This is a genomic window from Bacillus cereus group sp. Sample62 (genome assembly GCF_036851315.1).
Taxonomy (GTDB): domain Bacteria; phylum Bacillota; class Bacilli; order Bacillales; family Bacillaceae_G; genus Bacillus_A; species Bacillus_A wiedmannii.
In genome coordinates, this window is the sequence record NZ_JAFLPK010000001.1 from 887858 (window position 1) to 912380 (window position 24523).

Below are 24523 nucleotides of genomic sequence, written 5' to 3' on the forward strand. Positions count from 1 at the left end.
TAACTTCGCAAAATTTGTCGAGCCGAATGAATCAATTGTTACATTTTTTAAAGAAGAAGGGTATGTTTTTTCTTTTTAAAACGGATCCACTTCAGCTAAGTCTGGAGTGTTACTAGGCTGTAGCAAAAGATTTTTTAACGTTCCTACTTCAGAAAGAGCTACTAATATGTAGCCACTAATCAGTACAATAAGCCCAATGACGCGTAACGTTTGTAAGGTTACTTCACGCTTATTTGTTTCTGTAGGATTAGGAGGCGTTGAAGGTGGATTGTTATTCATAAATAAGGCTCCCATCTTTTGTATTTATATATGTGTAAAATCATTATTTAACTTATGGATAGGAATTGTATAGTCATTTTCACTATATGAGAACTGCCTATGAAAAGTGATTAGAAATTTTGGGACGAAAAAAGAGGGGAATCCAAAGGTCATTAAAACTGAACTTTTGGATTCCCCCCTTTTTATTTATCTCGCGCTATTTGTGGAAGCGGATTTCCTGTAAACACCTGGTTGGTGAGGGGGGAATAACCAGTGGGGGATGAACAAACCCCCACTGGTTAAATTTTTTTCATACAAATAAAAGGAGGTTAACCAAAGTAGCTATCCTAATATACGCAACGATTCTTCAATAAAAGCGGGGATGTCTTCCGGTTGTCTACTTGTGACTAGCTGATTTTGGCATACGACTACTTCTTTATCATGAAAGTTTCCGCCAGCATTTTTCAAATCGACCTCAATGGATTTATATCCAGTCACATCGCGTCCTTCAAGTGTTTGTGCAGTGATGAGTAGCTGAGGTCCGTGACAAATAGCAAAAACGGGTTTTTCCGCATCCATAAATGTTTTGCTAAAGCGAACAAAACGCTCATCTGCACGAAGTATATCTGGGGAAAATCCGCCTGGTATGAAGAGGGCATCAAAGTTCTCTGGAGAAACATCATCAATACTTTTATCAATTACGACTTCACTTTTTCCTTGTTTACCGTGTACCGTTTTATCTTTTTCCATTTCAATAGTTGTTAATTTATATCCCTTTTGATTAAAAGCTTCTACTGGCTCTGTGTATTCTGTATCCTCGAAATAATCCGTTATTAAAATAGCAATTTTTTTACTCAGTGCAGTCAGCTCCTTACATTATATTGTCGGTTCCAGAATCATCCTTGGGCAAGGCCTTTTATAAAGTGAAACTTTAATTCATGTTTTTCTCATTCCCTTCCGTTCCTTTGCCCTGTTAATTTAATACATACCCTTTTTATTAGGACGTAAACATGTATTATCGTTTTTGTATGTGAAAATCATAAAATATCGGTTATTTCAGTGATTCTTGTTTGAGGAAGAAAAATAAAAAAGCCAAGGAGGTAATTTATTTTCTCCTTGGCTTTTAATCGTTAAAATGAAGAAATTCGTTTCTTCGTTTTTGGTACAATAATAAATTTGATCCAGAGTACCCCGATAATCATAATGATAAGGCTATGTAAAAATTGTACTGTAGCAATGAGGATAACAATTGAAAATACAATGAGTTGAATGATTAGCAATATAAAGATTAAGCGAAGAAATTGCTTCATTCGTTTTTCAATATCAATTGGATATAATGCTACGATAATATTTCCCGAAAAATATTTCCACAGGGAACGTAGCTGCATAGAAATCATATATAGGACGATGTAAGCGATAGCGCCTTTAACGTATATATTTGGTATAAAATATAAGGCGAAGGCACCGATCAACCCTAAGCGAATATATATACCGAAATAATCATTCCCGCGTAAAAATGCCAGTGTATGTAAATAGAAGAAAGTTGCTCGTTTTTTATGTAATAAAGGTTCAATCCAATTTGTAAGCCATTTCCTTTTATTTACTTGCTTATTCAGTTGCGGAACATCGGTGAAAATGCTAGCAAATTGATAAAAACGAACGTTCATTTTTTCTTCTTGTTCGATTATGTAATCCCACGGTATTCGTTTTGTAGGCTGTTTTTTCGTATATAGAAGTAGGAAAGCAAGTAGTAAGAGCAATCCGCCTAATAGGAGAACATGTGCCGAGTAAAACAGCATGTAAATGATTATGGCGTTACAAGTAATACGAATAATGAACCATATGTTTTTTTCATGACTATCACGCCACATCCAATGTGTATATATGTTCCAAGCTTTCATAATCATTAAAACGATAAAGATTGTACATAAGAAAGGTACAGTTAATTGTAATGATTGCAGGGCAAGTGGAACGAGAATAAGGAACGTAAATAATAATGGGAAAAGTTGAATGATGTAATTATATAGAAGAGATTTTTTAAAATAAGATGTTAGTTTCTCTTCTAATGCAAGTAAATAGACAGCATCAGGTTTTTGCATAAATGTACGGATCGGGCATCTCGTTATAATCGCTGTTAGGACGATTGTAATAAGTAATAAAGATAGTCCTTTAGAAGGAGCTGTCTTAAGAAACTTTGCGTAATAGTAAGCACCTATACAGGCAACGAAGATAAAGCTATATAGTAAACCGTTAATCATACGTGCAAAGTATGTAATGATATTTTGCATATGTTGTTGGAAGCGACTGCTCCATAGTGATTCGATTGACATGTTTTTCACCTCTTTGTTCTATTATATATGTTTTATAAAAGAAAAAACGAGCAAATTGCGTTATGCAACTTGCCCGTTTTTCTTTTCGTTATTTTTTTTCTGATCACGATTCATTAATGGATAGAAGGCAAAGCCGATTACGAATAAACCAATTCCGAGAAGGAACGTTTTTATATCGGCTGCGCCGGTTTTAATAACCCATAGTGCGTAGCAAATTGCAATAACTGCGACTATACCATCTGTAATTCTTGCCCGCATTTCATTTTTATATGTTTCACCAGTTGCGACTAGTTTTAACTGGAAGATTGGTGAAACGAGATATGGAATGAGGTAGGCTAGTGTTGATACGGTAATAACGAATGTATAAGCTTCCGCAATGGTTCCGGATAGTGTTGAGAATAAGAACACTTGCGACATAATGTTTGTTAATCGTAATGAGTAAATTGGACTTCCTTTTTTATTTGTTTTCGTGAAGAAGGAAGGGAAGAAACCTTCTTTTGCTGCTTGATACGGTACTTCTGAGCTTAATAAAATCCAGCCTAAGATGGAACCGAATAGGGAAGTAAGAGCAAGTAATGCCATCAGTTTCCCACCGCCATGACCCATTGCAGCATTTAGCGCATCTGCTAATGGACGTTCAGAAGCTTGTAATTTATCAACGTGAAGAACACCCATTGTTAAAATTGTAATTCCTAAGTAAATCGCAACTGTAATAAGTAATCCAGCCACCGTTGCGCGTTTTACTGTTTTAGGAGAGGTAGCACGGTTTGATAAAAGTACTGCCGATTCAATTCCGATAAATGCCCAAAGCGTTGTAAGAGCAGCTAAGTTTACTTGTGAAAGAAGGCCGTGTGATACACCTGATTTATCGATCATCGGTGTGTACCATTGTCCAAACTTAGAAGCTTCGAATGCAAATAACGTAACGACGATGAATAAAAGGAATCCAGTTACTTTCGTTGTTGTTGCTAAGAAATTTAGCTTTCCAGCTCCGCTTACACCGTTTGTTAATATAATATGAGTTCCCCAAAGTAAGATGGAACAAATCGTAAATGTAATTAGTTTTCCGACTTCTATGTTAAAAGAACCGATTGAAAATAGTAGTCGTGTATCTTTCATAATTGGGAAGAAGAGTGATAAATATCCCGCGAAAGATGTAATGATGGCAACGTTACTTGCCCAGTTTGCAACCCAATATCCCCATACCATACTAAAACCAGCCATTTTTTTCTTTTTTGGTGATGAGAATAAAGCATATGCATGACTTTGTGGCCCTGTCGTTAAATCAGGACGACGAATTGCTAAATTACCGAAAACAAGAGCTAGCATTAAAACACCAAACCCTGTTGTTAACCAAGCTAAAGTGACACCGAGAGGGCTTGCTGTTTGTGCTAACGTACTTGGCACCATGAAAATACCAGCGCCAACCATGTTACCGACAACGAAAGCTGTTAGTACCCAAAAGCCCCATTTTTTTTGTTGCATAGAAAATACCTCCAAAGTTAGTATAACCAAGTCAAGCGAGGAGATATGTATGTCTTCTTAGTAGAGAAGAGAAGTCCCAAACAAAACAAAAAAAGCACGTAATTTGCCGCTACATGCTTTCTATCTTATAAGAAACCCACGACATACCTCTCGATAGCTCTCCACAAACGAAACGTTTGTGACAGTTCTGCACTTATTAAATGCAGACCCAGCAAGCGTGCATGGTGGACACAACTTACTTCGGCAATCATTCCTTTCTCATTCCTTCATCAATGCCACTACATCTCCTGAAACGATACTCTTAATGATTGCAACCTCTACCTCACCGAGATACGAATGAGGATTTAAATATTAAATTAACGTAGTTAAGAGTAACAAATGTATTTTTATACGTCAATGGATATAGTAATAATCAGATTATAGAGAAGAGTTTGTTATTAGGAATGAATAATTATTTGATATAAAAAGAAGCTGATCTAAAACTAGATCAGCTTCTACATATAAGATTAAACGAAATTTAATACAGTTACTTTTTCACGTGTCATAGACTCAAGGCTCTTACGAATACCTTGTGCGCCCATACCTGAACCTTTTACACCGATGAATGGGAAGTGGTCAGGGCCGCGCTCTGTGCGTCCGTTAATTTGAACAGAACCAGTTTCGATTTTGTTAGCAATTGCAAATGCTTTGTTAATGTCTTTCGTGAAGACACTTGCTTGTAGACCGAACTCTGATTTGTTAGCAATCTCAATTGCTTGCTCATCTGAAGAAACACGGATGATTGGAAGGATTGGGCCGAATGGCTCTTCCCAAGCAACTTTCATTTCTTCTGTTACGTGGTCGATTAATGTTGGGTAAATTAAGTTACGCTCACGTTTGTTACCGATAACGATTGTTGCACCTTTTTCAACAGCGTCGTCAACTAAGCCTTGAACGAAGTCAGCAGACTTGTCGTCGATTAACGGAACGATTGTGCTGTCTTGTTCTGGAGATCCAACTGATAGTTCAGCTACTTGCGCTTTTAATAAGCTAACAAGCTCGTCTGCTACGTTTTCGTGTACAAGTACACGTTTAATAGCTGTACAACGTTGTCCAGAGTAAGAGAATGCACCGCTTACGATATGGTTTGCAGCATCTTGTAAGTCAGCATCTTCACGAACGATACCAGGGTCTTTACCACCAAGTTCTAATACAAGTGGAATCATTGCAGCTTTTTTCGCTAAATGTTTACCTGTGTTTGTACCACCTGTGAACGATACCATATTGATGCCTTCGTGTTCTACTAAGTAGTCACCAATTACAGAACCGCGTCCTGTAGCTACGTTTACAAGACCTTTTGGAAGGCCAGCTTTATGAAGTGCTTCAACCATTTTAATACCACTAATTGCACCTTGAGTTGCTGGTTTGAAAATAACAGCGTTACCCATAATTAATGCTGGTGCAAGTTTTGCAGCAGATAAGTTTACTGGGTAGTTAAATGGTGCGATTGCTAATACAACACCAAGTGGTGCGCGTTGGACGATCGCAAGTTTAGACTTCGTTCCGCCAGGGAAGCTATCGCCCATCATGCTTTCTCCGTGCATATGTAAAGCTTCTTCAATTGTGTAACGAATGAAATCAGCTGTACGAACAACTTCTTTCTTCGCATCTTTATATCCTTTACCGACTTCTTTCATAATGATATCGGCAATTTCATCTTGCATATTTACGAGCTCATCAGCCCATTTATATAAATATTTTGCGCGATCTTGTAGAGAAGCTTCCGCCCATGATTTTTGAGCTTCTTTTGCAGATGCAATTGCTTCATCTACTTCTCCGCGAGTAATTGCTTGTACTTGTCCAATTACTTCGTGTAAGTATGGAGATGGAATTTCGATTGTTTCTCCTGAAGAGGTTTCTCTCCATTCTCCGTTTAAATAAAATTTGTACGTATTGCTAGTTGTCATGATTAGTCCTCCTAAAATAGCAACTTGTAAGAGTGAGTATAAGGTGATTGTAGGGGGTTTGATAACATTTTTCAAATGAAATGTTTGTGAAAACGATTTCTTATTCTTTTTTTATTTTGTATGCCCTTTCTTACAGAAGATTCCCTTATTTCAAACGGATGTATCGTATTATGAATCCCCTTCATTTTTTTGTGATAAAAGATTATTTTATTCTATAGCTAAAAAAACAATTGACAGAATACTCAATAAAGTTGTAAGATTATAAATGGAAAATAAATGAAGGGGGTGTGCGTAATGAGTGTAATCGTAAATGTAATGGGCTTAGCTCTGTTAAATGGCAGAAAACATTCATATCATTACGCAACCCGTGCGGATATATAAGGCATCTTTGTCTTATAAAAAGCGTACGTTGCGTATATCGTAACGTACGCTTTTATGCATTTTTGTGCATATCGTCAAGCGGCGGTATGCTTTTTTTTGTTTTCCACGTTACTATATAAAACTTTGGAAGGTGGAAAAATGTGATGAGATTGTATGGATTACGAAATGTAAATGTGATGGGTCTGGATAGTGGGTAAAGAAATGGGAGTGAAACGAGAACGAGAAGGGAGAGGTTACATTGTTATCAGTATTACTAAAGCTAAAATGGTTTTTTAAAGAGCATTGGAAGAGATATAGTATCGCCATTGGAGCTCTTTTAATTGTAAATATAGTTGAAGTCATTCCCCCGAAAGTGTTAGGGGTTACGATTGATAATATAAAAACAGGAACGTTAACGAATGCGGCGATTATGCAATTTATTCTTATTTTAATAGGGGTTACGGTAATTGGATATGGTCTTACTTTCGTTTGGCAACATCAATTGTTTGGTGGTGCATTCGTACTGGAGAAGACGATGCGCTCTAAATTTATGGGGCATTTACTTAAAATGACACCGACGTTTTATCATAAAAATCGTACTGGTGATTTAATGGCGAGAGCGACAAATGATTTAAAAGCAATTGCTATGACAGCTGGTTTCGGTATATTAACGCTCGTGGATTCGAGTTTATATATGCTTACGATTGTCTTTATGATGGGATTTACAATCAGTTGGGAGCTTACATTTGCGGCGCTTATACCGCTTCCGATTATGGCGTATGCGATGAACATATATGGAAAGAAATTGCATGAAAGATTTACAGTTGCGCAAGATGCGTTCGGAGATATGAATGATAAAGTACTTGAATCGATTGCTGGCGTGCGCGTTATTCGTGCATACGTACAGGAGAATGCAGATGAGGGAAGGTTTCATCATTTAGGAGATGACGTATACGAAAAAAATATGAAAGTAGCGAGAATTGATGCATTATTCCAGCCGACTGTGAAAATGCTTGTTGGCCTTAGTTATTTAATCGGTTTAGTGTACGGCGCGTATCTTGTATTTCAATCAAAGGTAACACTTGGTGAACTTGTTTCATTTAACGTGTATTTAGGGATGATGATTTGGCCGATGTTTGCAATTGGCGAGTTAATTAATGTTATGCAACGAGGAAATGCTTCATTAGACCGTGTGAATGAAACGTTAGCATATGAACCGGATGTAAAGGACCCGAAAAATCCAAAGCTTGTACAAGAGCCGGACTATATTCAGTTTGAGGATGTTTCCTTTTCATATCCTTCATCGACTGGAGAAAATTTGAAAAAGGTTTCGTTTACATTAAAACAAGGGGAAACGCTCGGGGTTGTTGGAAAAACAGGAAGCGGAAAAACGACGCTCGTACGTCAGCTTCTTCGTCAATATCCGCTTGGAGATGGGGATATTGCAGTCTCTGATGTGACGTTAGATAAAATAACGAATGAAAATGTACTCGGGTGGATTGGGTATGTACCTCAGGAACATATTTTGTTCTCAAAAACAGCGAGGGAAAATATTTTATTCGGAAACCGAGAAGCGACGGAAGAAGAACTCGAGAAAGCAATTGAAATTGCGGCGTTTACAAAGGATTTAGAGTTTTTACCAGAAGGGTTAGAAACGCTCGTTGGAGAGAAAGGTGTTTCTTTATCAGGAGGGCAAAAACAAAGGATTTCGATTGCGCGAGCTGTTATTCAAAATCCAGAAATTTTAATTTTGGACGATTCTTTATCAGCTGTTGATGCTCGTACAGAAGCAGCGATCATTGAAAATATAAGAACAGAAAGAAGCGGAAAAACGACGATTATTACGACGCACCGTTTATCTGCCGTACAACATGCGGATTGGATTCTCGTTATGGATGAAGGTGAAGTAATGGAAGAAGGTACGCATGAACAGCTTATTCAAAGCGGAGGCTGGTATGCGGAGCAGTTTGAAAGACAACAAGGTGAAAGTGAAAGTGCAGATAGTGGGGTGAAAATATGAGCGTTTCAAAACGATTGTTTCAATATGCGATGAAAGTAAAAGGGACGATTTTTGCAGCGATGCTAATGTTATTTATTTTCGTCATCGCAGAACTTGCTGGTCCTTTCGTCGCGAAAACGATGATTGACGATCATATCGTCGGGATAGAGAAACCTTGGTATGAAACAGAAAAGAGTGAAGAGGCTGTTTCGTATAATGGTACCTTTTATAAGCGAAGTGATCGCTTCCAGGAAGGTGAGAAAAAAGGAAAAGAAGTACGCGTGATGCAAGTCGGTTTTCAATATTACTTTGTACCAAATAAAGTGAATGCTGAAGGATCACGTACTGTAAAAGATGATATGATTACCGTTCAAAATGGTAAGGCAGTGCAAGTGTATAAAGCGAAAGCATTAACGAAAGAAGAAGTGTTTGCATTTTATAAACCAGAAATAAACCCTCTATTATTACTTGGTGGTGGTTATTTCGCTTTATTAGTAGTTGTCTCATTATTTGCATACGGAAAGCAATTTTTCTTACAGAAAGCAGCGAACAAAATTATTCAAATTATGAGGGAAGATGTCTTTTCTCATATTCAAACGTTGCCAATTCGTTACTTTGATCATTTACCAGCAGGGAAAATTGTATCGCGTGTAACGAATGATACGGAAGCCATTCGTGATTTATACGTAACGGTACTGGCGACATTCGTTTCTAGTATCATTTATATTATTGGGATATTCGCTGCGCTATTTTTACTCGATGTAAAATTGGCGACGTTATGTTTACTTATCATCCCGATTTTAATTGTTTGGGCGATTCTTTATAGAAAGTATGCGTCTGTATACAATCATAAAATGCGTTCACGTTTATCTGATATTAATGGAACAGTGAATGAATCCATTCAAGGTATGCCGATTATTCAAGCGTTTCGTCAAGAGCGTGAAACGAAAAAAGAGTTTGAAGAATTAAATGGCGATTATTTTAAATATCAAAATAAAATTTTGAATTTAAATGCAGCAACTTCGCATAATTTAGTGTCTGTATTAAGAAATATCGCTTTTACAGGTGTGATTTGGTACTTCGGTGGCGCTTCATTAAGTGCTTCAGGCGTTATTTCTTTAGGGATACTGTATGCGTTCGTTGATTATTTAACACGATTGTTCTCACCAATTACAAATATGGTAAATCAGCTTGCTAATTTAGAACAATCGCGTGTTGCATCAGAACGTGTTTTTGAATTGTTAGAGGAAAAAGGGGAAGCGGTAGAAGAGGAACGTATGCCTCGCTTACAAGGAAATGTGAAGTTTGATAATGTATCATTTTCTTATAATGGAAAAGATGAAGTACTAAAAAATATTTCTTTTGAAGCGAAACAAGGAGAGACAGTGGCACTTGTCGGTCATACTGGATCAGGAAAAAGTTCCATTATGAATGTACTCTTCCAGTTTTATGAGTTTGAAAAAGGGAAGCTCACGATTGATGGTCACGATGTAAAAGAGATGCCGAAACAAGCAACGCGTGAACATATGGGAATCGTACTGCAAGATCCGTTTTTATTTAGCGGAACGGTTGCTTCTAATGTAAGCTTAGAGAACGAAAAAATTTCAAAAGAGCGCATCGTAAAAGCATTGCGTGATGTTGGTGCGGAACGGTTTGCGAACAATATAAATGAAGAGATTACAGAAAAGGGAAGCACGCTTTCCACTGGAGAACGTCAGCTTATATCGTTTGCTAGAGCACTCGCTTTTGATCCAGCTATTTTAATTTTAGATGAAGCAACGTCTAGTATTGATACAGAAACAGAGGCGATGATCCAACAGGCGCTAGAAGTTGTGAAAAAAGGAAGAACGACATTTATTATCGCTCACCGACTTTCAACAATTAAAAGTGCAGATCAAATTATTGTGCTTGATAGAGGAACGATTTTAGAAAAAGGCTCTCATGATGAACTAATGAAAAAGCGCGGGCGTTATTACGATATGTACAAAACGCAAATGGAAGGAAACCAGAGCGCTTAATATGTATGGAGGAGAACTTGTGATTTTCACAAGTTCTTTTTTAGTGAATCACGACAGTTAAATAAGAAGTATTGTTTTACCTTTTTCTTTATAAATGCTATATTAAAAAATGTTACTTATTTTTTGTATGTAGCATTATTTTCCCCTTTTGTTTGATTATGAAGAAAAAGGATAAACTAAATAAGAACATTTTCATTGAAAAATTGTTCAAGATTGCATACAATCAATATAGTTTTTAAATTCCTATCAGAATACTTGGAGGATTACCATCATGAAAAAATTATTTTCAGTACTTGCAGTAACTACATTAGCGATCGGGATTGTAGCCGGCTGTGGTAAAGAAGAGAAAAAAGATACAGCTAGTCAAGATGCGTTACAAAAGATAAAACAAAGTGGTGAACTTGTAATTGGAACAGAAGGTACATATCCACCGTTCACATTCCACGATTCAAGCAATAAATTAACTGGATTTGACGTTGAATTAGCAGAAGAAGTTGCAAAACGTTTAGGAGTAAAACCTGTATTTAAAGAAACACAATGGGATAGCTTACTTGCTGGTTTAGATGCAAAACGTTTCGACATGGTTGCAAACGAAGTTGGTATTCGTGAAGATCGTCAAAAGAAATATGATTTCTCTAGCCCATATGTTTCATCTTCAGCGGTATTAGTCATTGCGAAGGATAAAGATAAACCTGCTACATTTGCTGATGTAAAAGGATTAAAAGCAGCACAATCTTTAACGAGTAACTATGCAGATATTGCTAAGAAAAATGGTGCAGAAATCACGAATGTAGAGGGCTTTAGCCAAGCGGCGGAATTATTAAATACTGGACGCGTTGATTTCACAATTAATGATAAATTATCAGTGTTAAACTATTTAGAAACGAAAAAAGATGCAAAAATTAAAATTGTAGATACAGAAAAAGAAGCGTCACAAAGTGGGTTCTTATTCCGTAAAGGTAGCGACAAGTTAGTACAAGAAGTAAATAAAGCGTTAGAAGATATGAAAAAAGATGGTACGTACGATAAAATAGCGAAAAAATGGTTCGGTGAAAATGTATCTAAGTAGTGCGTTGGTTTCAGATCGATTGTCTACTTGGATAGATATTATGCAGTCTTCCTTCATGCCTATGCTGAAGGAAGCTGTGTTTACGACAATTCCATTAACGCTTATTACATTTATTATCGGGATTATACTTGCGACGTTAACGGCGCTTGCACGTATTTCAGGTAGTCGTATTTTACAATGGATTGCTCGTATCTATGTATCTATCATTCGCGGAACGCCACTTCTTGTACAGTTATTTATTATTTTCTATGGTCTTCCGACTCTTAATATTGAAGTTGAGCCATATACAGCAGCAGTTATTGGATTCTCATTAAATGTCGGTGCGTATGCATCTGAAATTATTCGTGCTTCTATCCTTTCCATTCCGAAAGGACAGTGGGAAGCAGCTTACACAATTGGGATGACATACCCGCAAGCATTAAAACGTGTTATTTTACCGCAGGCAACGCGCGTATCTATTCCGCCGCTTTCGAATACATTTATTAGTTTAGTGAAGGATACTTCATTAGCATCGTTAATTTTAGTAACGGAAATGTTCCGAAAAGCGCAGGAAATTGCGGCAATGAACTACGAGTTTTTAATTGTTTATTTCGAAGCAGGTCTAATTTATTGGGCAATTTGCTTCTTATTATCTATTGTGCAACAAATATTAGAAAAACGTTCAGAACGTTACACTCTAAAATAACCCTTTCATAAAAGGAGTTTTTGTTTTTATGATTTCAATTCAACATTTACAAAAAAGTTTCGGAGATAATACCGTACTAAAACATATAGATTTATCAGTTGAGAAGGGGGAAGTTGTTGTTATTATCGGGCCATCGGGATCTGGTAAAACGACATTCCTGCGTTGTCTCAACGTGTTAGAAACGCCGAACGCTGGTAATATTCGCATCGGTAATAAAGAGCTCGACTTTTCTCAAAAAGTATCGAAGAAAGATATTGTCAATCTTCGTACGCAAACAGGTATGGTATTCCAGCACCATAATCTATTTCCGCATTTAACAGCACTTCAAAATGTAATGGAAGGGCTCGTTACAGTGAAAAAGATGGGGAAAGAAGAAGCGAAGAAAAAAGCAAACTATTTCCTTGAAAAAGTTGGTCTCGCGGATAAAGTAGACTTATATCCGTTCCAATTATCAGGCGGACAACAACAGCGCGTTGGAATTGCTCGCGCGCTTGCGATGGAGCCGGAAGTATTACTATTTGATGAACCGACGTCAGCACTTGATCCTGAACTTGTTCAAGAAGTTCTGAAAGTCATGAAAGAACTTGCTAAAGAAGGCATGACGATGGTGATTGTAACGCATGAAATGCGTTTTGCGCATCAAATTGCGAACCGCGTTATTTTCATGGATGGCGGTGTCGTTGTCGAACAAGGTACACCAGAAGATGTATTTACAAATCCAAAAGAAGAACGCACAAAGAAGTTTTTACAAATGTTGCAGTAAATGAAGGAAGGTCTCAAGGCATATGCCTTGAGACCTTTTTGCCATATATATTTATTTTTGGAATCCGCCAAGGCTTTGCTCAGCCATTGCAACTAGACGTTTTGTAATTTCTCCACCAACAGAACCGTTAGCACGAGCCGTAGAATCTGCTCCTAATTGTACACCAAATTCTTGAGCGATTTCGTACTTCATTTGGTCGATTGCTGCTGTTGCTCCTGGTACTACTAATTGATTTGAAGAATTTTGGTTTGCCATAGGAATATATCCTCCTTAGAGTTATAAAAATTTTTTTGGTTGGACTAGCTGGATTTGAACCAGATTATCGCCCCGTTGGCGCTAATCCATCGGTAATTAAGTTTGTACTCATAGTATGGATGTTACCTAGAAAGATATACAAAATAATAATTTGTAAATTTTGTAAAAAAATCTTAGTGATTTCGTAAATTATGAAATAAGAGTAATCGTTGTATTTTTTAGAAAGAAGGCTAAACTAAGAGCGATATGAAATATGTTTTTCTTTTTGTATCCCGCTATTGTGGGGCAAATCATTAACTTCTTATTTATGACTTACTAAAATTAAATCGGTAGCAACTTTATAGTTCTATTTTAAGTAGGGGAACAGGACGCTCCTATGCACGGCTAGATGCTCGCTTGTAAATGATAACGTATGGAGGAATCGTGATGGGAATTTGCCCGCTTTGCAACGCATTAGAATCACAAACATATTCTTGTCAAAATTGCCAAGGTATACTCCAAGATTATGGGAAAACTGTAGATTACATAGACGATTATAGTGCGTATATGGATCAAGAATTATTAAGTGCAGTAGATGGTTTAACACATAGTAATTCACAAGAGTACTGCAATCATGTTTTTTATTGCGGGATGTGTAATGTGGAAACAGAGGTTGTAGTGAAACTTGTGTAAATAGAAAACTTCCACCTTATGAATGAGGTGGAAGTTTTTGTTTTCGTATTTGTGAGTGAATCATAGGAGACGGGATATGTTCAGTGTTTGATGGAGTTCCGGATTTTATTTGAGCCATTTTTTCTTTTGCATCGCGCAAAGAATGTTCAGTTAAGTAGATGGCATATTCGTAAAATAATTGGCGCGTCAGTTCACTTTGTTCTTTTAACTTTTCATCTTGGAATACAGTTCGCCCAGGTTTAGAGTTTGCTTCAAAGAGCCACGGGTTTTCCCCTGTGTCTAAACCGATATCAAAACCAATTTCTCCAATATTTCCGGTTACTTGTTCATCGAGCGCGTAACTGATTTGTAAGGCTGTATGTTTTAATTTATTTTCAATTTGAACTTGTTTCGTTGAATCTGGAAAAAGTTCTTGCAGTAATTTTGTATCGCCACCGCTATTTACATGCGTTGTTAAGCTACCTTTACCAGCAATTTTTGCAACGATTGCACTGACCATCCACTGGCCGAAATGATTTTTATTTGTATGAATGCGAAAATCAACAGGTTGCCCATCGAAGCGAAGTAAGGAAATACCTTGTTGTACGATAAACTTTTTTAAATCATGTCCTTTTAATACATGGTTCAGAAGCGTTTCTAATGATTGGTACTTTCTTAGTTTATTTTCTTCATTTTCGCGATAACGGCAGTAGTAGCAATTCTCTGTTTGAGAGTAAAATATTTGATGAATGTTTCTCCCAAAGCTACCGTGTATCGGTTTCATGTAAACAGATTTATACGTGCCAAGAAAGCGTTCTACTTGTTCGAAATGTTGAAAAGCTTCCGTGTTTGGTAATAAGGGAATAATGGATGCATCTTTCATAAGAAGTTGATGCACTTCCCATTTATTGAAAAACCCTGGGTTAAACCACGGAATGGAATAGTCATGCTCTAATTTTCTTTTTGCTCTTACGATCGGTTTATAATTTTCGGCTTTCCGATTTGGTAATCGATCATAAATGACATTCGGTAAAGGGACTTTTTTCTTAATCCACTGCTCCTCTTGAAAGAAATACCCTTCAATTGTTTCATCTTCCCAGTCTATATGTTGCACACCAAAAACGAATACAAATGGTCGCAAGGTGAATGGCGGCGTTAGTAACTCGCCAAGAGAAGTTGATCGGTTTCCTAAAGGGTTAGAAGAGTCATCGTTAAAACCAGTTGTGAAAATCCCGATTAATGGTCCGAAAATAATGGTTTCATTTTGCGTGAATGCATGGATAGTAGTGGAATGAGGAAGTAAAAGTTTTTCTGCAATTTGTTTTCCGATAATGATTTCGCGAGTAAAGGAATAATGAATTTTCACCTCTTCACTTGCAACATGGCGTACGCCGAAGGAAAGAGATGAAATTGGTGGTGTAATGGAAAAAATATAAGGTAAAGTAATACTATTCGGATGCTCATCTGAAATATTTAATGTATATATGTGCTCTTTCAAAATGGGTTTACCTCCTTTCATTATGGTGTGAAGCGACTAAACTTTAGTGGTCCGTGATATATTTTTTCGGCTAATGCATCACTATGACGAATGTAATGTTCGTACGGGGGAATCGTGTTGACATACATAAGCCAAATTGCCCCTTTTTGATCCATAATGGTGGAAAGCTCTAGCTCGAATAACGAAGAATAAGATTCATCTAATGTTTGAAACACTTCATTTATAATGTCATGTAAAGCGTCTTGTAATAATTGTACACCGGTACTAGATAATACGTATTTAATTTTTGAAAATGAATGCAGCGAGGAATCATCCGTTGCCGAAAGTAAAAGTTGATTCGGAAATGAGCTTTTTTGTATAAATTGGCCGATAGCAGTCCACTTCTGTTCTTTATTTTTTTGCAAAATGGTTCGAATATGGAGCGGGTATGTTAATTGATTTGGTGGTTGCAGCATTGTATGGGTGATGTAACGTGCTGATCGTATGTTAGATTTGTACCAAGATATAAATTCATCTGTCCGTTTGATTGGAGTAGAAGTATGATAGTCATCATTTATCGTATCGATATGAAACGTTTTATTTTTATAAGCAATCCGGTATAGACTTTCATTGGAATGTGTATGGGTAGGACGTATAATAATATCTTTTGTTTTTAATAACAGTTTGAAAATGTTTTGTATCGTTGCTATTTCAAATTTTGGTATATAAGGAGATAATTTTGTATTCGTGAGAAATAAATCATGTAGTTCGCTCAAGTCAATGAGTGTGTTATTTAAAAAGGTAGTGGAAGCACGGTTGTGTAATGAGTGAATAATTGATTTTGCTTTGTCGAAGTCTGTTTCCTCGTTAAAAGAAGAACGATCGTAAATATAAGAAGGAATAGGGAATATTTGCTCTTTCCATTTTCCTGTATCTGTATCATAAATCAGACCAGAGACAAGATCTGTTTTAGGATCAATACCAAATGGCGTAAACTGGGCAACGACATTATGATAAAACCGAGCGCGTTTAGCGATTTCGGTGTAATACATTTGCTCATAATGAGGGTGAGAAGTTAAAATACCGAGAACCAACGAAATCACTCCTTTACTAACAAAATGTTGGCATAATAGGCATAGCTATATATTGCAAATACGTTTTTATACCATTATACTTTTGTCCGTATGATGATATGCTATAGTTTTGAAGAAGCGAAAGGTTGATTGTAATGAATATATGGTTAAGTATGTTAACGACGACAGGGCTCGGAGCGATTATTGGAGGATTCACAAATCATTTAGCGATAAAAATGTTATTTCGTCCTCATCGCCCTATTTATATTGGAAAGTTTCAAGTTCCATTTACACCAGGGTTAATTCCGAAACGCCGCGATGAGCTTGCTGTTCAATTAGGAAAAATGGTTGTCGAACATTTGTTAACGCCAGAAGGAATCGGAAAAAAATTAACAAATGAAGAGTTTCAAAAAAGTTTAATTCAATGGACACAAGTAGAAGTGGATAAAGTAATTACGAATGAACAGTCGTTACGACAAATATTAGAAACATGGAATTTAGTACATGTAGAAAAAGAGGCGACCGAGAAAATCGAGCATGTAATTACAGAAAAAATAGAGGCATTTTTAGCAGAGTATTATACATATACATGGGAACAGGCTTTACCTCATTCTGTTCATGAAAAAATAGAGAATACAATCCCGAATGTCTCGGCGTTTATTTTAGAGCGAGGAATTCATTTTTTTGAAAGTGAAGAAGGAAAAGCACGTCTTTCAAAAATGATTGATGATTTCTTTGCTTCTAGGGGAACGCTACTTAACTTAGTCGGAATGTTTTTAGGGAATGTAAGTGTAGTGGATCGTGTGCAGCCAGAAGTTATTAAGTTTTTAGGGCAAGATGGCACAAAGCAACTTTTAACTGATGTACTGCAAAAAGAGTGGGAGAAGTTAAAAGGAAGAGATGTAAAAGAAGTAGAAACGTTTGTAGAAAAAGAAATGATTGTAAACTCCATATTGTCAGCAGTTAAAGTTGAAGAAACAGTGAGTAAATTTTTAAATCAATCTGTTCAGCAAGTATGTGAGCCAGTTCGAGAAACAATTATGGAAAAGGTAGTCCCAAGTGCAGTAACGAAAAGCTTAAAGTGGGGGACAGAAAACGTAGAAAGTATATTAAACAATCTACATCTTGCGGAAATTGTCCAGCAAGAAGTGTCTACATTTTCAACAGAGAGACTAGAAGATTTAGTGCTGTCCATTACAAAAAATGAGCTGAAAATGATTACGTATTTAGGTGCCTTATTAGGCGGAATGATTGGACTCGTGCAAGGGCTATTACTGTTGTTCCTTAGGTAGTAGAGATAAGTACATAGAAATAAAAGTGAAATTTCTTCACATCTCTTGCATAGTTTGATATGGTAAGAAGAGGTGCGTATGTAAATGCACTTAAAAGGCAGTGTGAGCGAAAAGCGCTAGCCTTCTAAAGGAGGAAAAATAAAATGACAAAAAACATTCATGATGTTGCATATGAATTACAAAAAGCAATCGCTGAAAACGAAGATTTCCAAACATTAAAAGCAAGCTACGCAGCAGTACAAGGTGATGCAAATTCAAAGAACTTGTTCGATGAGTTCCGCGCAATGCAACTTGGCCTACAACAAAAAATGATGCAAGGTCAAGAAATCAGTGAAGAAGATAACCAAAAAGCACAAGAAGTTGTAGCTCGCATTCAACAAGATGCTAAAATCACAAAGTTAATGGAAACTGAACAACGTTTAAACATCGTTATCACTGACGTTAACAAAATTATCATGCAGCCACTTGAAGAATTATATAACGCGCAACAACAAGCGTAATAGTGGAAGACGCCCCTGTATAGGGGCGTCTTTTTTGTTTGTTATTTGTGGAAATACTCCGTCTTAATATTCTTTTCCTTCAAAAATGTTTCAATTTCTTTTTGCTTCCTACCATTAACTTTCTTAAAGCGCTTTGTAAAAGAAAAATCAGTTTTGAATAAGTTACCATCTTCAGCGAGTTTTTCTAGTTCTTGCTCTAGTTCTACTGAAAGTGCCGTAGATGCTGAAATGTAATCATGAATTTCCTTCGAAGGCTGTTTGTAATCATCAGGGATCGTATTGCTACTAATAAAATCATGGAAATTCGCATCATTTTGTTTTGCTAAATCTACTAGTTTTTTTAATTTCTCCCGATCGGATTCGGTGACATTCTCGTCAGATATAGCTGACGAAAGTGGAACGATGTTTTCGTATAACTCTCCGCTATAATCTAAATAAGTTTTTATATTTTGTTTCATTTCGTCTTCGTTAATCGTTTCATTCTTTTTTGAGGAAGTGAATATAGTTTCTGGAATTTTTATCGTTACATCTTTAATAGATTGCACATCGTTTTCTTCCTTATGTTGTGCACTGTTTGAACAAGCTGATAGAAATAAAAGAGTAAGTAGCATGAGTAGATATAAAGTATACTTCTTCATTTGAATCTCCTTTCATATTCATTATTATCTTTGTAAAATAGCTATATTCCATTTCAAGTACTTTACTAAAGCTCCGTATAGATGTTTTACCATTTGGTAAGATATGACGGATATGAGTAAACCGACGCAAAAAGCGATGAACACATTATAAACATCGGAATAACTGATTTGATGAAACCCTTTAAAAAATCCTAATCCTATTAATAAAATAGGTGAAATAATTAATAATGGAGTGGCAATGATCAGTGCTAGAAGAACCGGTAATAAAAAGAGTAGTACGAAAAAGGCGATAATGATAAAGGTAAAGTTTAAAATACTTAAGCTCATAACAGAAAATAGTGCGGTTATCATATTTTTAAAGCTTCGTTTACTGTCAGCATTGCTTATTGCATATGAAACAGTAAGTTCTTTAGCAATAGTTTTAGGGTTTCCTAGTTTTTTAGAAATTTCTTCTTCAGATTTCCCATCTTGTTTACCGCTAATAAAATGAGTTTCATACTCTGAGATAATATCCTCTTTTTCTGAATTAGGCATATTCCGTAGGGAGGAACTAAGTTGTTCCAAAAATTCACTTTTGTTCATAACAATCACTTTCCTTTATAAAATGATGAATTACAGCTGAGAATCCTATTTTTTGAAAAGGGGAATACGAATTATAAAGTTCATTCCAATTATTGGGCATTCCAATATTTACAAATATATCATTTAGTAGTGTTCTTTGCAAGGTACTGTAATGTTTTTAATACTGTGACTAGATGAAAGTTTTTCGTGCATTTTTAGATGAGATATAAAACTATTATTTTAGGATAAATAAAGGGTTGTAAGCGGATTCTTTAATGGTTGTCAAAAAACTGTCAAATTCATATTCTTGGAAAAATAATGCATTTGTAATATAATGATAAATAATACTTCACCACATTAATTAACTAGGTGAAATTAAAAATCTTTATTACACACATTATGAAATAAAGGGATGATTAGTTTGAGTACAGGTGTGAAAGCAAACGACGTGAAAACAAAAACAAAAGGAGCAGATCTTGTTGTTGATTGTTTAATTAAACAAGGTGTTACACATGTTTTCGGTATTCCAGGAGCGAAGATTGACTCTGTATTTGATGTACTGCAAGAAAGAGGACCAGAGTTAATTGTTTGTCGTCATGAACAAAACGCAGCATTTATGGCAGCTGCTATTGGTAGATTAACAGGGAAACCGGGCGTATGTCTTGTAACTTCAGGACCAGGGACATCGAATTTAGCGACAGGTCTTGTTACTGCGAATGCGGAGAGTGATCCCGTTGTTGCTTTAGCTGGTGCAGTTCCACGTACGGATCGTTTAAAACGTACGCATCAATCTATGGATAATGCTGCACTATTCGAACCAATCACAAAATATAGCGTAGAAGTAGAACATCCTGATAATGTGCCAGAAGCATTAAGTAATGCATTCCGAAGTGCGACTTCCACAAATCCAGGAGCTACTTTAGTAAGTCTTCCGCAAGACGTTATGACTGCGGAAACGACTGTAGAGTCTATCGGTGCGCTTTCTAAGCCACAGCTTGGAATCGCTCCCACACATGAAATTACATATGTAGTAGAAAAAATAAAGTCAGCGAAATTACCAGTTATTTTACTCGGTATGAGAGCGAGCACAAATGAAGTGACGAAAGCCGTTCGTGAATTAATTGCGGATACAGAACTTCCTGTCGTTGAAACATATCAAGCAGCTGGTGCAATTTCGCGTGAGTTAGAAGATCATTTCTTCGGCCGTGTTGGATTATTCCGTAACCAACCAGGTGATATTTTACTAGAGGAAGCAGACCTTGTTATTTCGATCGGTTATGACCCAATTGAGTATGATCCGAAATTCTGGAATAAACTTGGAGACAGAACGATTATCCATCTTGATGACCATCAAGCAGATATCGACCATGATTACCAACCAGAGCGCGAATTAATTGGTGATATTGCTTTAACTGTAAATAGCATCGCGGAGAAATTACCGAAACTTGTATTAAGTACGAAATCAGAAGCAGTGTTAGAACGATTACGCGCGAAATTATCAGAACAAGCAGAAGTTCCAAACCGTGCTTCAGAAGGTGTTACGCATCCGCTTCAAGTGATTCGTACACTTCGTTCTTTAATTAGTGACGATACAACCGTTACATGTGACATCGGTTCCCATTCTATTTGGATGGCGAGATGTTTCCGTTCTTATGAACCACGTAGATTATTATTTAGTAACGGTATGCAAACGTTAGGTGTTGCACTTCCTTGGGCAATTGCCGCTACTTTAGTTGAACCGGGCAAGAAAGTAGTTTCCGTATCAGGTGACGGTGGTTTCTTATTCTCTTCGATGGAATTAGAAACAGCGGTACGTTTAAATTCTCCAATCGTCCATCTCGTTTGGAGAGACGGCACATATGATATGGTTGCATTCCAACAAATGATGAAATACGGCAGAACATCAGCTACAGAGTTTGGCGATGTTGATCTTGTGAAATATGCGGAAAGTTTCGGGGCGTTAGGTCTTCGTGTTAACACGCCTGATGAATTAGAAGGGGTATTAAAAGAAGCATTAGCAGCAGACGGCCCTGTCATTATTGATATTCCAATCGATTATCGTGACAACATTAAATTAAGCGAAAAATTATTACCAAACCAATTAAACTAATGGAGGCATGATTGAGATGACTGTTGCACAATTCATTGATATTGATGCAAAAAGAACGAAAACGAATAACGAAGTATATCAAACATCTACAATGCTTGCGCTATTAGATGGTATATATGACGGTGTGATTAGCTTTGAGGAACTAAAAGAACGTGGTGATTTCGGCATCGGCACATTTGATCAATTAGATGGTGAAATGATTGCGTTTGATAATGAATTTTATCATTTACGTTCAGACGGTTCAGCAGAAAAAGTAGAACCAGAAGAAACAACACCGTTTGCGACTGTAACGTTTTTTGAAAAAGAAATGAGTTATACGGTAGAGCGTCCGATGAATCGTGAAGAAGTCGAAGCATTATTACATGAATTAATGCCGAGTAAAAACTTATTTTATGGTATTCGAATGGATGGTACGTTCCGCGAAGTAAGAACGAGAACTGTTCCAAGACAAGAAAAACCGTATACACCGCTCGTTGAAGTGACGAAGTCACAACCGATCTTCTCATTTAAACATACAGAAGGTACGCTAGCTGGATTTTGGACACCAGATTATGCGCAAGGTATTGGTGTAGCTGGTTTCCACTTACATTACATTGATGATGAAAGAAGCGGAGGCGGACATGTTTTCGATTATGTTGTTGAAAACTGTACGATCCAAATTTGCCAAAAAGCTCATATGCATTTAGCACTTCCAGAAACAGCTGATTTTATGGCGGCTGAATTATCAAGAGAAAATTTAGAGGATAATATTGCGACTGCGGAAGGTGCAGAGTAAAAAGAGAAGCCGATTCGGCTTCTCTTTTATATTGGATTACTCCCGATATGCGGAACAATGCTCATCAGAAATGAAATAATTCTCTTTACCGGTTAAGGCTGATACTTCTATCAATTGATGCCCAAGTCCATCCCATACCGTAACAGTATATAAGGAGGACCATTCAATATTCCCACGAGCCAGTCGGAAAGAATAATAGTCGTTATCTGTTGTTACTAAAACTTTGTTATAAATAATATTTTTTGTTTTTATATTTTGTAAAATAAGAACAAAGTCTAGTTTATCTTCTTCTTTTGGAATTTGTAGTATTCTTGCTACAAACATTCCATTTGGGTTTTTCTTCGTTTTATATACTTTTTCTGATTCTATTTTTAGTTCAGGCTTGCCCCTCATAGTCTCTCCCTTTACATATGTTTATTTCTTTGAAACAAACGGATGCCCCTCATAATAAAAACGCCACGGATAATGCACAGCTTCTTCTGCATAGTCGATGTTAATACGAGGCCCTGCTGTTATTTTATATTGTGATGACATGTGTTCTTCTTCGGGAACGAGTTCAATATGTAATGTGTCGCTTTGTAATGATACGCCTCGTTCTTCTAACGTAATTCCGAGGGCACGGCATAGTTTGCCAGGCCCGTTCGTTAAATTTTTATACTGTGCCTTTGTAATGTCGGTTTTGTTGAAGCGCGCTAGTTTTATTTCTTCAATCCCGTCTACCGGTTCAAGGGCTCGAATGAGAACACCTTGTGGGGTGCCAACTGGCGCTGTAATGACATTAAAACAATGATACATACCGTAAATTAAATATACGTAAGCATGCCCTGGTGCGCCAAACATGACTTCAGTGCGACCTGTTCGTTTCCCGCCGTAACTATGTGCGGCCTTATCATCGGGACCTTTGTATGCTTCTACTTCTACAATGATTCCGCTTCGTTTTACTCCGTCTACAGTATGTACAAGTTTCTGTCCGAGTAATTTCTTTGCGACTTCTAACGTATCGCCTTCATAAAAGGAAGGAGGTGCCTGCATTGTACTATCTCCTTTGCTGAGTGTATATGTATATAGTAAACCAAATTTTCAGTAGTAATTCTAACTCGTTCTATTTGCTACATTTATTTCATAAATTATGGATAGAGTACAACAGCGAAGAGGGGGAGTGCGACATGATTTATCGCTTACTAGCTCTTAATATAGATGGGACACTACTATACAACAACGGAAAAATTGCAAAAGGATTACGAGAAACAATTGAGTTTGTGAAAAGAAAAGATGTATACGTTACATTATTTACGAGCCGTAATTTTCAGTCCGCTCATAAAGTAGCAAAGGCGTTAAAATTAGATTCTATATTAGTGACACATGGCGGTGCTTTCGTTTCAGCAACGTTAGATAAGCCGTACGTTCAAAGAAGATTATCGGAAGAGAAGACGTTTAACATTGTGCAAGTGTTAGAGCACTTTGATTGTAATGTCCGCATTTCTCATGAACGGTTTTCAATTGGAAATCGTGAGAGAAATACCCCGAACTTAATTGCGCGTACTGTATTATCAAGCGCAGATCCGTTATTTTACCCGGTTCAGTTTGTAGACTCGTTAGGTGATGCGCTTCGTGATCATCCAGTAGCGGCACCAAAAATTGATGTTATTTTCCAAAGTAAAGGTGAAAAAGAACGAGGGCTAAATACATTAAGAAAAGCATTCCAAGATATAGAGTATGTTGAGTGTGATTCAAAACGAATAGAAATTTTGCCGCAAAATGTATCAAAATTACGTGGATTACAATTGCTTGGAGAGCATTTAAACATTTCGCTAAACGAAATGGTTGCAATTGGAGATAGTTTAGAAGATCTAGAAGTAATTGAAAATGTAGGTCTTGGTGTAGCGATGGGGAACTCGCCTGTAGAATTAAAGCAAGCAGCCGACTGGATTACACGTTCAAATAGTGAGAACGGTGTAGAGTATATGATTAAAGAACATTTCCGTAAGCAATTCCCGCTTCCGTTTTTGAAGAATCATAAAAATACACCGAAACGATGAAAGAAAAACGTAGCTTTTGGCTACGTTTTTTATTCATTTTATTTTAGGAATGAAAGCGTTTCACGAAGGTGAATTGTGTCTGAAATCTATACAATTCACTTGAATCCTTTAGAAAACTGTTGTAAAGTGGATGATGTTGCCAAAATAGTTACACCACATGAAATATTCTTCAGATTAATTTTATTGAGCTCCCATAAGTAAAAACATTTCCGCATGTTAGTTTAGTTCACGCATTATCT

Annotated in this window: 23 protein-coding genes and 1 riboswitch; of the genes, 11 read left to right on the plus strand and 12 right to left on the minus strand. The window is 36.8% G+C overall.

What is annotated here, in order from left to right; translation table 11 throughout:
• Positions 1-75: 75 nt before the first annotated feature.
• From J0835_RS04570 to gapN, 5 genes are all read right to left on the minus strand, one after another.
• Entirely contained in the window at positions 76-279 is a 204-nt protein-coding gene (locus J0835_RS04570) for a hypothetical protein (protein ID WP_087979562.1), read from the minus strand.
• A 321-nt stretch (positions 280-600) separates the two neighbouring features.
• The gene (locus J0835_RS04575; protein ID WP_087979563.1) at positions 601-1116 is read right to left on the minus strand and encodes a type 1 glutamine amidotransferase domain-containing protein; all 516 of its coding nucleotides are present in this window, start codon (positions 1114-1116) and stop codon (positions 601-603) included.
• Between the two features lie 272 nt (positions 1117-1388).
• A complete protein-coding gene (locus J0835_RS04580) occupies positions 1389-2588 on the minus strand; it encodes an ABC transporter permease (RefSeq protein ID WP_087979564.1) in 1200 nt (399 codons plus the stop codon).
• Positions 2589-2648: 60 nt separating this feature from the next.
• Positions 2649-4073, minus strand: a complete 1425-nt coding sequence (locus tag J0835_RS04585; protein ID WP_087979565.1) for an amino acid permease — start codon at positions 4071-4073, stop codon at positions 2649-2651.
• Positions 4074-4219: 146 nt separating this feature from the next.
• Positions 4220-4401, minus strand: a riboswitch (Lysine riboswitch).
• A 178-nt stretch (positions 4402-4579) separates the two neighbouring features.
• Positions 4580-6019: an NADP-dependent glyceraldehyde-3-phosphate dehydrogenase gene (gene gapN, locus J0835_RS04590; RefSeq protein WP_087979566.1), complete on the minus strand. Its 1440-nt coding sequence runs from the start codon at positions 6017-6019 to the stop codon at positions 4580-4582.
• A gap of 619 nt (positions 6020-6638) precedes the next feature.
• On the opposite strand from gapN, the gene J0835_RS04595 reads away from it, so the two are divergent.
• From J0835_RS04595 to J0835_RS04615, 5 genes are all read left to right on the plus strand, one after another.
• Positions 6639-8399 (plus strand): ABC transporter ATP-binding protein, encoded by a 1761-nt coding sequence (locus J0835_RS04595; RefSeq protein WP_087979569.1) that lies wholly within the window; start codon positions 6639-6641, stop codon positions 8397-8399.
• Complete coding sequence (locus J0835_RS04600; protein WP_087979570.1) at positions 8396-10396, plus strand: ABC transporter ATP-binding protein; 2001 nt, start codon at positions 8396-8398, stop codon at positions 10394-10396. The genes J0835_RS04595 and J0835_RS04600 overlap by 4 nt, the downstream gene beginning before the upstream one ends.
• 271 nt (positions 10397-10667) lie before the next feature.
• Positions 10668-11465, plus strand: a complete 798-nt coding sequence (locus tag J0835_RS04605; RefSeq protein WP_000732850.1) for an amino acid ABC transporter substrate-binding protein — start codon at positions 10668-10670, stop codon at positions 11463-11465.
• The gene (locus J0835_RS04610) at positions 11452-12150 is read left to right on the plus strand and encodes an amino acid ABC transporter permease (protein ID WP_033657688.1); all 699 of its coding nucleotides are present in this window, start codon (positions 11452-11454) and stop codon (positions 12148-12150) included. The genes J0835_RS04605 and J0835_RS04610 overlap by 14 nt, the downstream gene beginning before the upstream one ends.
• 28 nt (positions 12151-12178) lie before the next feature.
• Positions 12179-12913: an amino acid ABC transporter ATP-binding protein gene (locus J0835_RS04615; RefSeq protein ID WP_000623593.1), complete on the plus strand. Its 735-nt coding sequence runs from the start codon at positions 12179-12181 to the stop codon at positions 12911-12913.
• Between the two features lie 51 nt (positions 12914-12964).
• Here the strand turns inward: J0835_RS04615 and sasP are convergent, their stop codons facing one another.
• A complete protein-coding gene (gene sasP, locus J0835_RS04620) occupies positions 12965-13168 on the minus strand; it encodes a small acid-soluble spore protein, SasP family (protein WP_000013339.1) in 204 nt (67 codons plus the stop codon).
• A gap of 426 nt (positions 13169-13594) precedes the next feature.
• Here sasP and J0835_RS04625 point away from each other — a divergent pair, with 426 nt between their 5' ends.
• A complete protein-coding gene (locus J0835_RS04625; RefSeq protein ID WP_000510463.1) occupies positions 13595-13840 on the plus strand; it encodes a hypothetical protein in 246 nt (81 codons plus the stop codon).
• A 16-nt stretch (positions 13841-13856) separates the two neighbouring features.
• On the opposite strand, the gene J0835_RS04630 is transcribed toward J0835_RS04625, so the two are convergent.
• Together J0835_RS04630 and J0835_RS04635 are read right to left on the minus strand one after the other, a co-directional pair.
• A complete protein-coding gene (locus J0835_RS04630; protein WP_087979571.1) occupies positions 13857-15317 on the minus strand; it encodes a YheC/YheD family endospore coat-associated protein in 1461 nt (486 codons plus the stop codon).
• Positions 15318-15337: 20 nt separating this feature from the next.
• The gene (locus J0835_RS04635; protein ID WP_087979572.1) at positions 15338-16390 is read right to left on the minus strand and encodes a YheC/YheD family protein; all 1053 of its coding nucleotides are present in this window, start codon (positions 16388-16390) and stop codon (positions 15338-15340) included.
• Between the two features lie 134 nt (positions 16391-16524).
• Between J0835_RS04635 and J0835_RS04640 the strand changes: the two genes are divergently transcribed.
• A complete protein-coding gene (locus J0835_RS04640) occupies positions 16525-17661 on the plus strand; it encodes a DUF445 domain-containing protein (RefSeq protein ID WP_140386677.1) in 1137 nt (378 codons plus the stop codon).
• Positions 17662-17804: 143 nt separating this feature from the next.
• Positions 17805-18161, plus strand: coding sequence for a YlbF/YmcA family competence regulator (locus J0835_RS04645; protein ID WP_000164619.1), 357 nt, complete (start codon positions 17805-17807; stop codon positions 18159-18161).
• A 41-nt stretch (positions 18162-18202) separates the two neighbouring features.
• Here J0835_RS04645 and J0835_RS04650 read toward each other — a convergent pair whose 3' ends face one another.
• Both J0835_RS04650 and J0835_RS04655 read right to left on the minus strand, forming a co-directional pair.
• On the minus strand, positions 18203-18799 hold the full coding sequence (locus tag J0835_RS04650) for an NDxxF motif lipoprotein (RefSeq protein WP_087979574.1): 597 nt from the start codon (positions 18797-18799) through the stop codon (positions 18203-18205).
• 24 nt (positions 18800-18823) lie between these two features.
• The gene (locus J0835_RS04655; RefSeq protein ID WP_087979575.1) at positions 18824-19381 is read right to left on the minus strand and encodes an HAAS signaling domain-containing protein; all 558 of its coding nucleotides are present in this window, start codon (positions 19379-19381) and stop codon (positions 18824-18826) included.
• A gap of 400 nt (positions 19382-19781) precedes the next feature.
• Between J0835_RS04655 and alsS the strand changes: the two genes are divergently transcribed.
• Together alsS and alsD are read left to right on the plus strand one after the other, a co-directional pair.
• A complete protein-coding gene (gene alsS, locus J0835_RS04660; protein ID WP_087979576.1) occupies positions 19782-21470 on the plus strand; it encodes an acetolactate synthase AlsS in 1689 nt (562 codons plus the stop codon).
• A 16-nt stretch (positions 21471-21486) separates the two neighbouring features.
• Positions 21487-22245 carry an alpha-acetolactate decarboxylase gene (gene alsD, locus J0835_RS04665; RefSeq protein ID WP_087979577.1) on the plus strand — a complete coding sequence of 253 codons (759 nt, stop codon included), beginning with the start codon at positions 21487-21489 and terminating at the stop codon, positions 22243-22245.
• 36 nt (positions 22246-22281) lie between these two features.
• Here the strand turns inward: alsD and J0835_RS04670 are convergent, their stop codons facing one another.
• On the minus strand, positions 22282-22638 hold the full coding sequence (locus J0835_RS04670; protein WP_087979578.1) for a hypothetical protein: 357 nt from the start codon (positions 22636-22638) through the stop codon (positions 22282-22284).
• Between the two features lie 21 nt (positions 22639-22659).
• Positions 22660-23277: a DNA-3-methyladenine glycosylase gene (locus tag J0835_RS04675; protein WP_087979579.1), complete on the minus strand. Its 618-nt coding sequence runs from the start codon at positions 23275-23277 to the stop codon at positions 22660-22662.
• A 134-nt stretch (positions 23278-23411) separates the two neighbouring features.
• Here J0835_RS04675 and J0835_RS04680 point away from each other — a divergent pair, with 134 nt between their 5' ends.
• Positions 23412-24284, plus strand: coding sequence for a Cof-type HAD-IIB family hydrolase (locus tag J0835_RS04680; protein WP_087979580.1), 873 nt, complete (start codon positions 23412-23414; stop codon positions 24282-24284).
• Positions 24285-24523: the final 239 nt, after the last annotated feature.

Bases quoted from the DNA above. Each gene is read 5' to 3' on its own strand.
- alsD (WP_087979577.1), top strand. From the start codon at position 21,487: ATGACTGTTGCACAATTCATTGATATTGATGCAAAAAGAACGAAAACG.
- J0835_RS04670 (WP_087979578.1), bottom strand. From the start codon at position 22,638: ATGAGGGGCAAGCCTGAACTAAAAATAGAATCAGAAAAAGTATATAAA.
- J0835_RS04680 (WP_087979580.1), top strand. From the start codon at position 23,412: ATGATTTATCGCTTACTAGCTCTTAATATAGATGGGACACTACTATAC.
- J0835_RS04650 (WP_087979574.1), bottom strand. From the start codon at position 18,799: ATGAAGAAGTATACTTTATATCTACTCATGCTACTTACTCTTTTATTT.
- J0835_RS04640 (WP_140386677.1), top strand. From the start codon at position 16,525: ATGAATATATGGTTAAGTATGTTAACGACGACAGGGCTCGGAGCGATT.
- J0835_RS04610 (WP_033657688.1), top strand. From the start codon at position 11,452: ATGTATCTAAGTAGTGCGTTGGTTTCAGATCGATTGTCTACTTGGATA.
- sasP (WP_000013339.1), bottom strand. From the start codon at position 13,168: ATGGCAAACCAAAATTCTTCAAATCAATTAGTAGTACCAGGAGCAACA.
- J0835_RS04645 (WP_000164619.1), top strand. From the start codon at position 17,805: ATGACAAAAAACATTCATGATGTTGCATATGAATTACAAAAAGCAATC.
- J0835_RS04605 (WP_000732850.1), top strand. From the start codon at position 10,668: ATGAAAAAATTATTTTCAGTACTTGCAGTAACTACATTAGCGATCGGG.
- J0835_RS04675 (WP_087979579.1), bottom strand. From the start codon at position 23,277: ATGCAGGCACCTCCTTCCTTTTATGAAGGCGATACGTTAGAAGTCGCA.
- J0835_RS04600 (WP_087979570.1), top strand. From the start codon at position 8,396: ATGAGCGTTTCAAAACGATTGTTTCAATATGCGATGAAAGTAAAAGGG.
- J0835_RS04585 (WP_087979565.1), bottom strand. From the start codon at position 4,073: ATGCAACAAAAAAAATGGGGCTTTTGGGTACTAACAGCTTTCGTTGTC.
- gapN (WP_087979566.1), bottom strand. From the start codon at position 6,019: ATGACAACTAGCAATACGTACAAATTTTATTTAAACGGAGAATGGAGA.
- J0835_RS04625 (WP_000510463.1), top strand. From the start codon at position 13,595: ATGGGAATTTGCCCGCTTTGCAACGCATTAGAATCACAAACATATTCT.
- J0835_RS04615 (WP_000623593.1), top strand. From the start codon at position 12,179: ATGATTTCAATTCAACATTTACAAAAAAGTTTCGGAGATAATACCGTA.
- J0835_RS04570 (WP_087979562.1), bottom strand. From the start codon at position 279: ATGAATAACAATCCACCTTCAACGCCTCCTAATCCTACAGAAACAAAT.
- J0835_RS04655 (WP_087979575.1), bottom strand. From the start codon at position 19,381: ATGAACAAAAGTGAATTTTTGGAACAACTTAGTTCCTCCCTACGGAAT.
- J0835_RS04580 (WP_087979564.1), bottom strand. From the start codon at position 2,588: ATGTCAATCGAATCACTATGGAGCAGTCGCTTCCAACAACATATGCAA.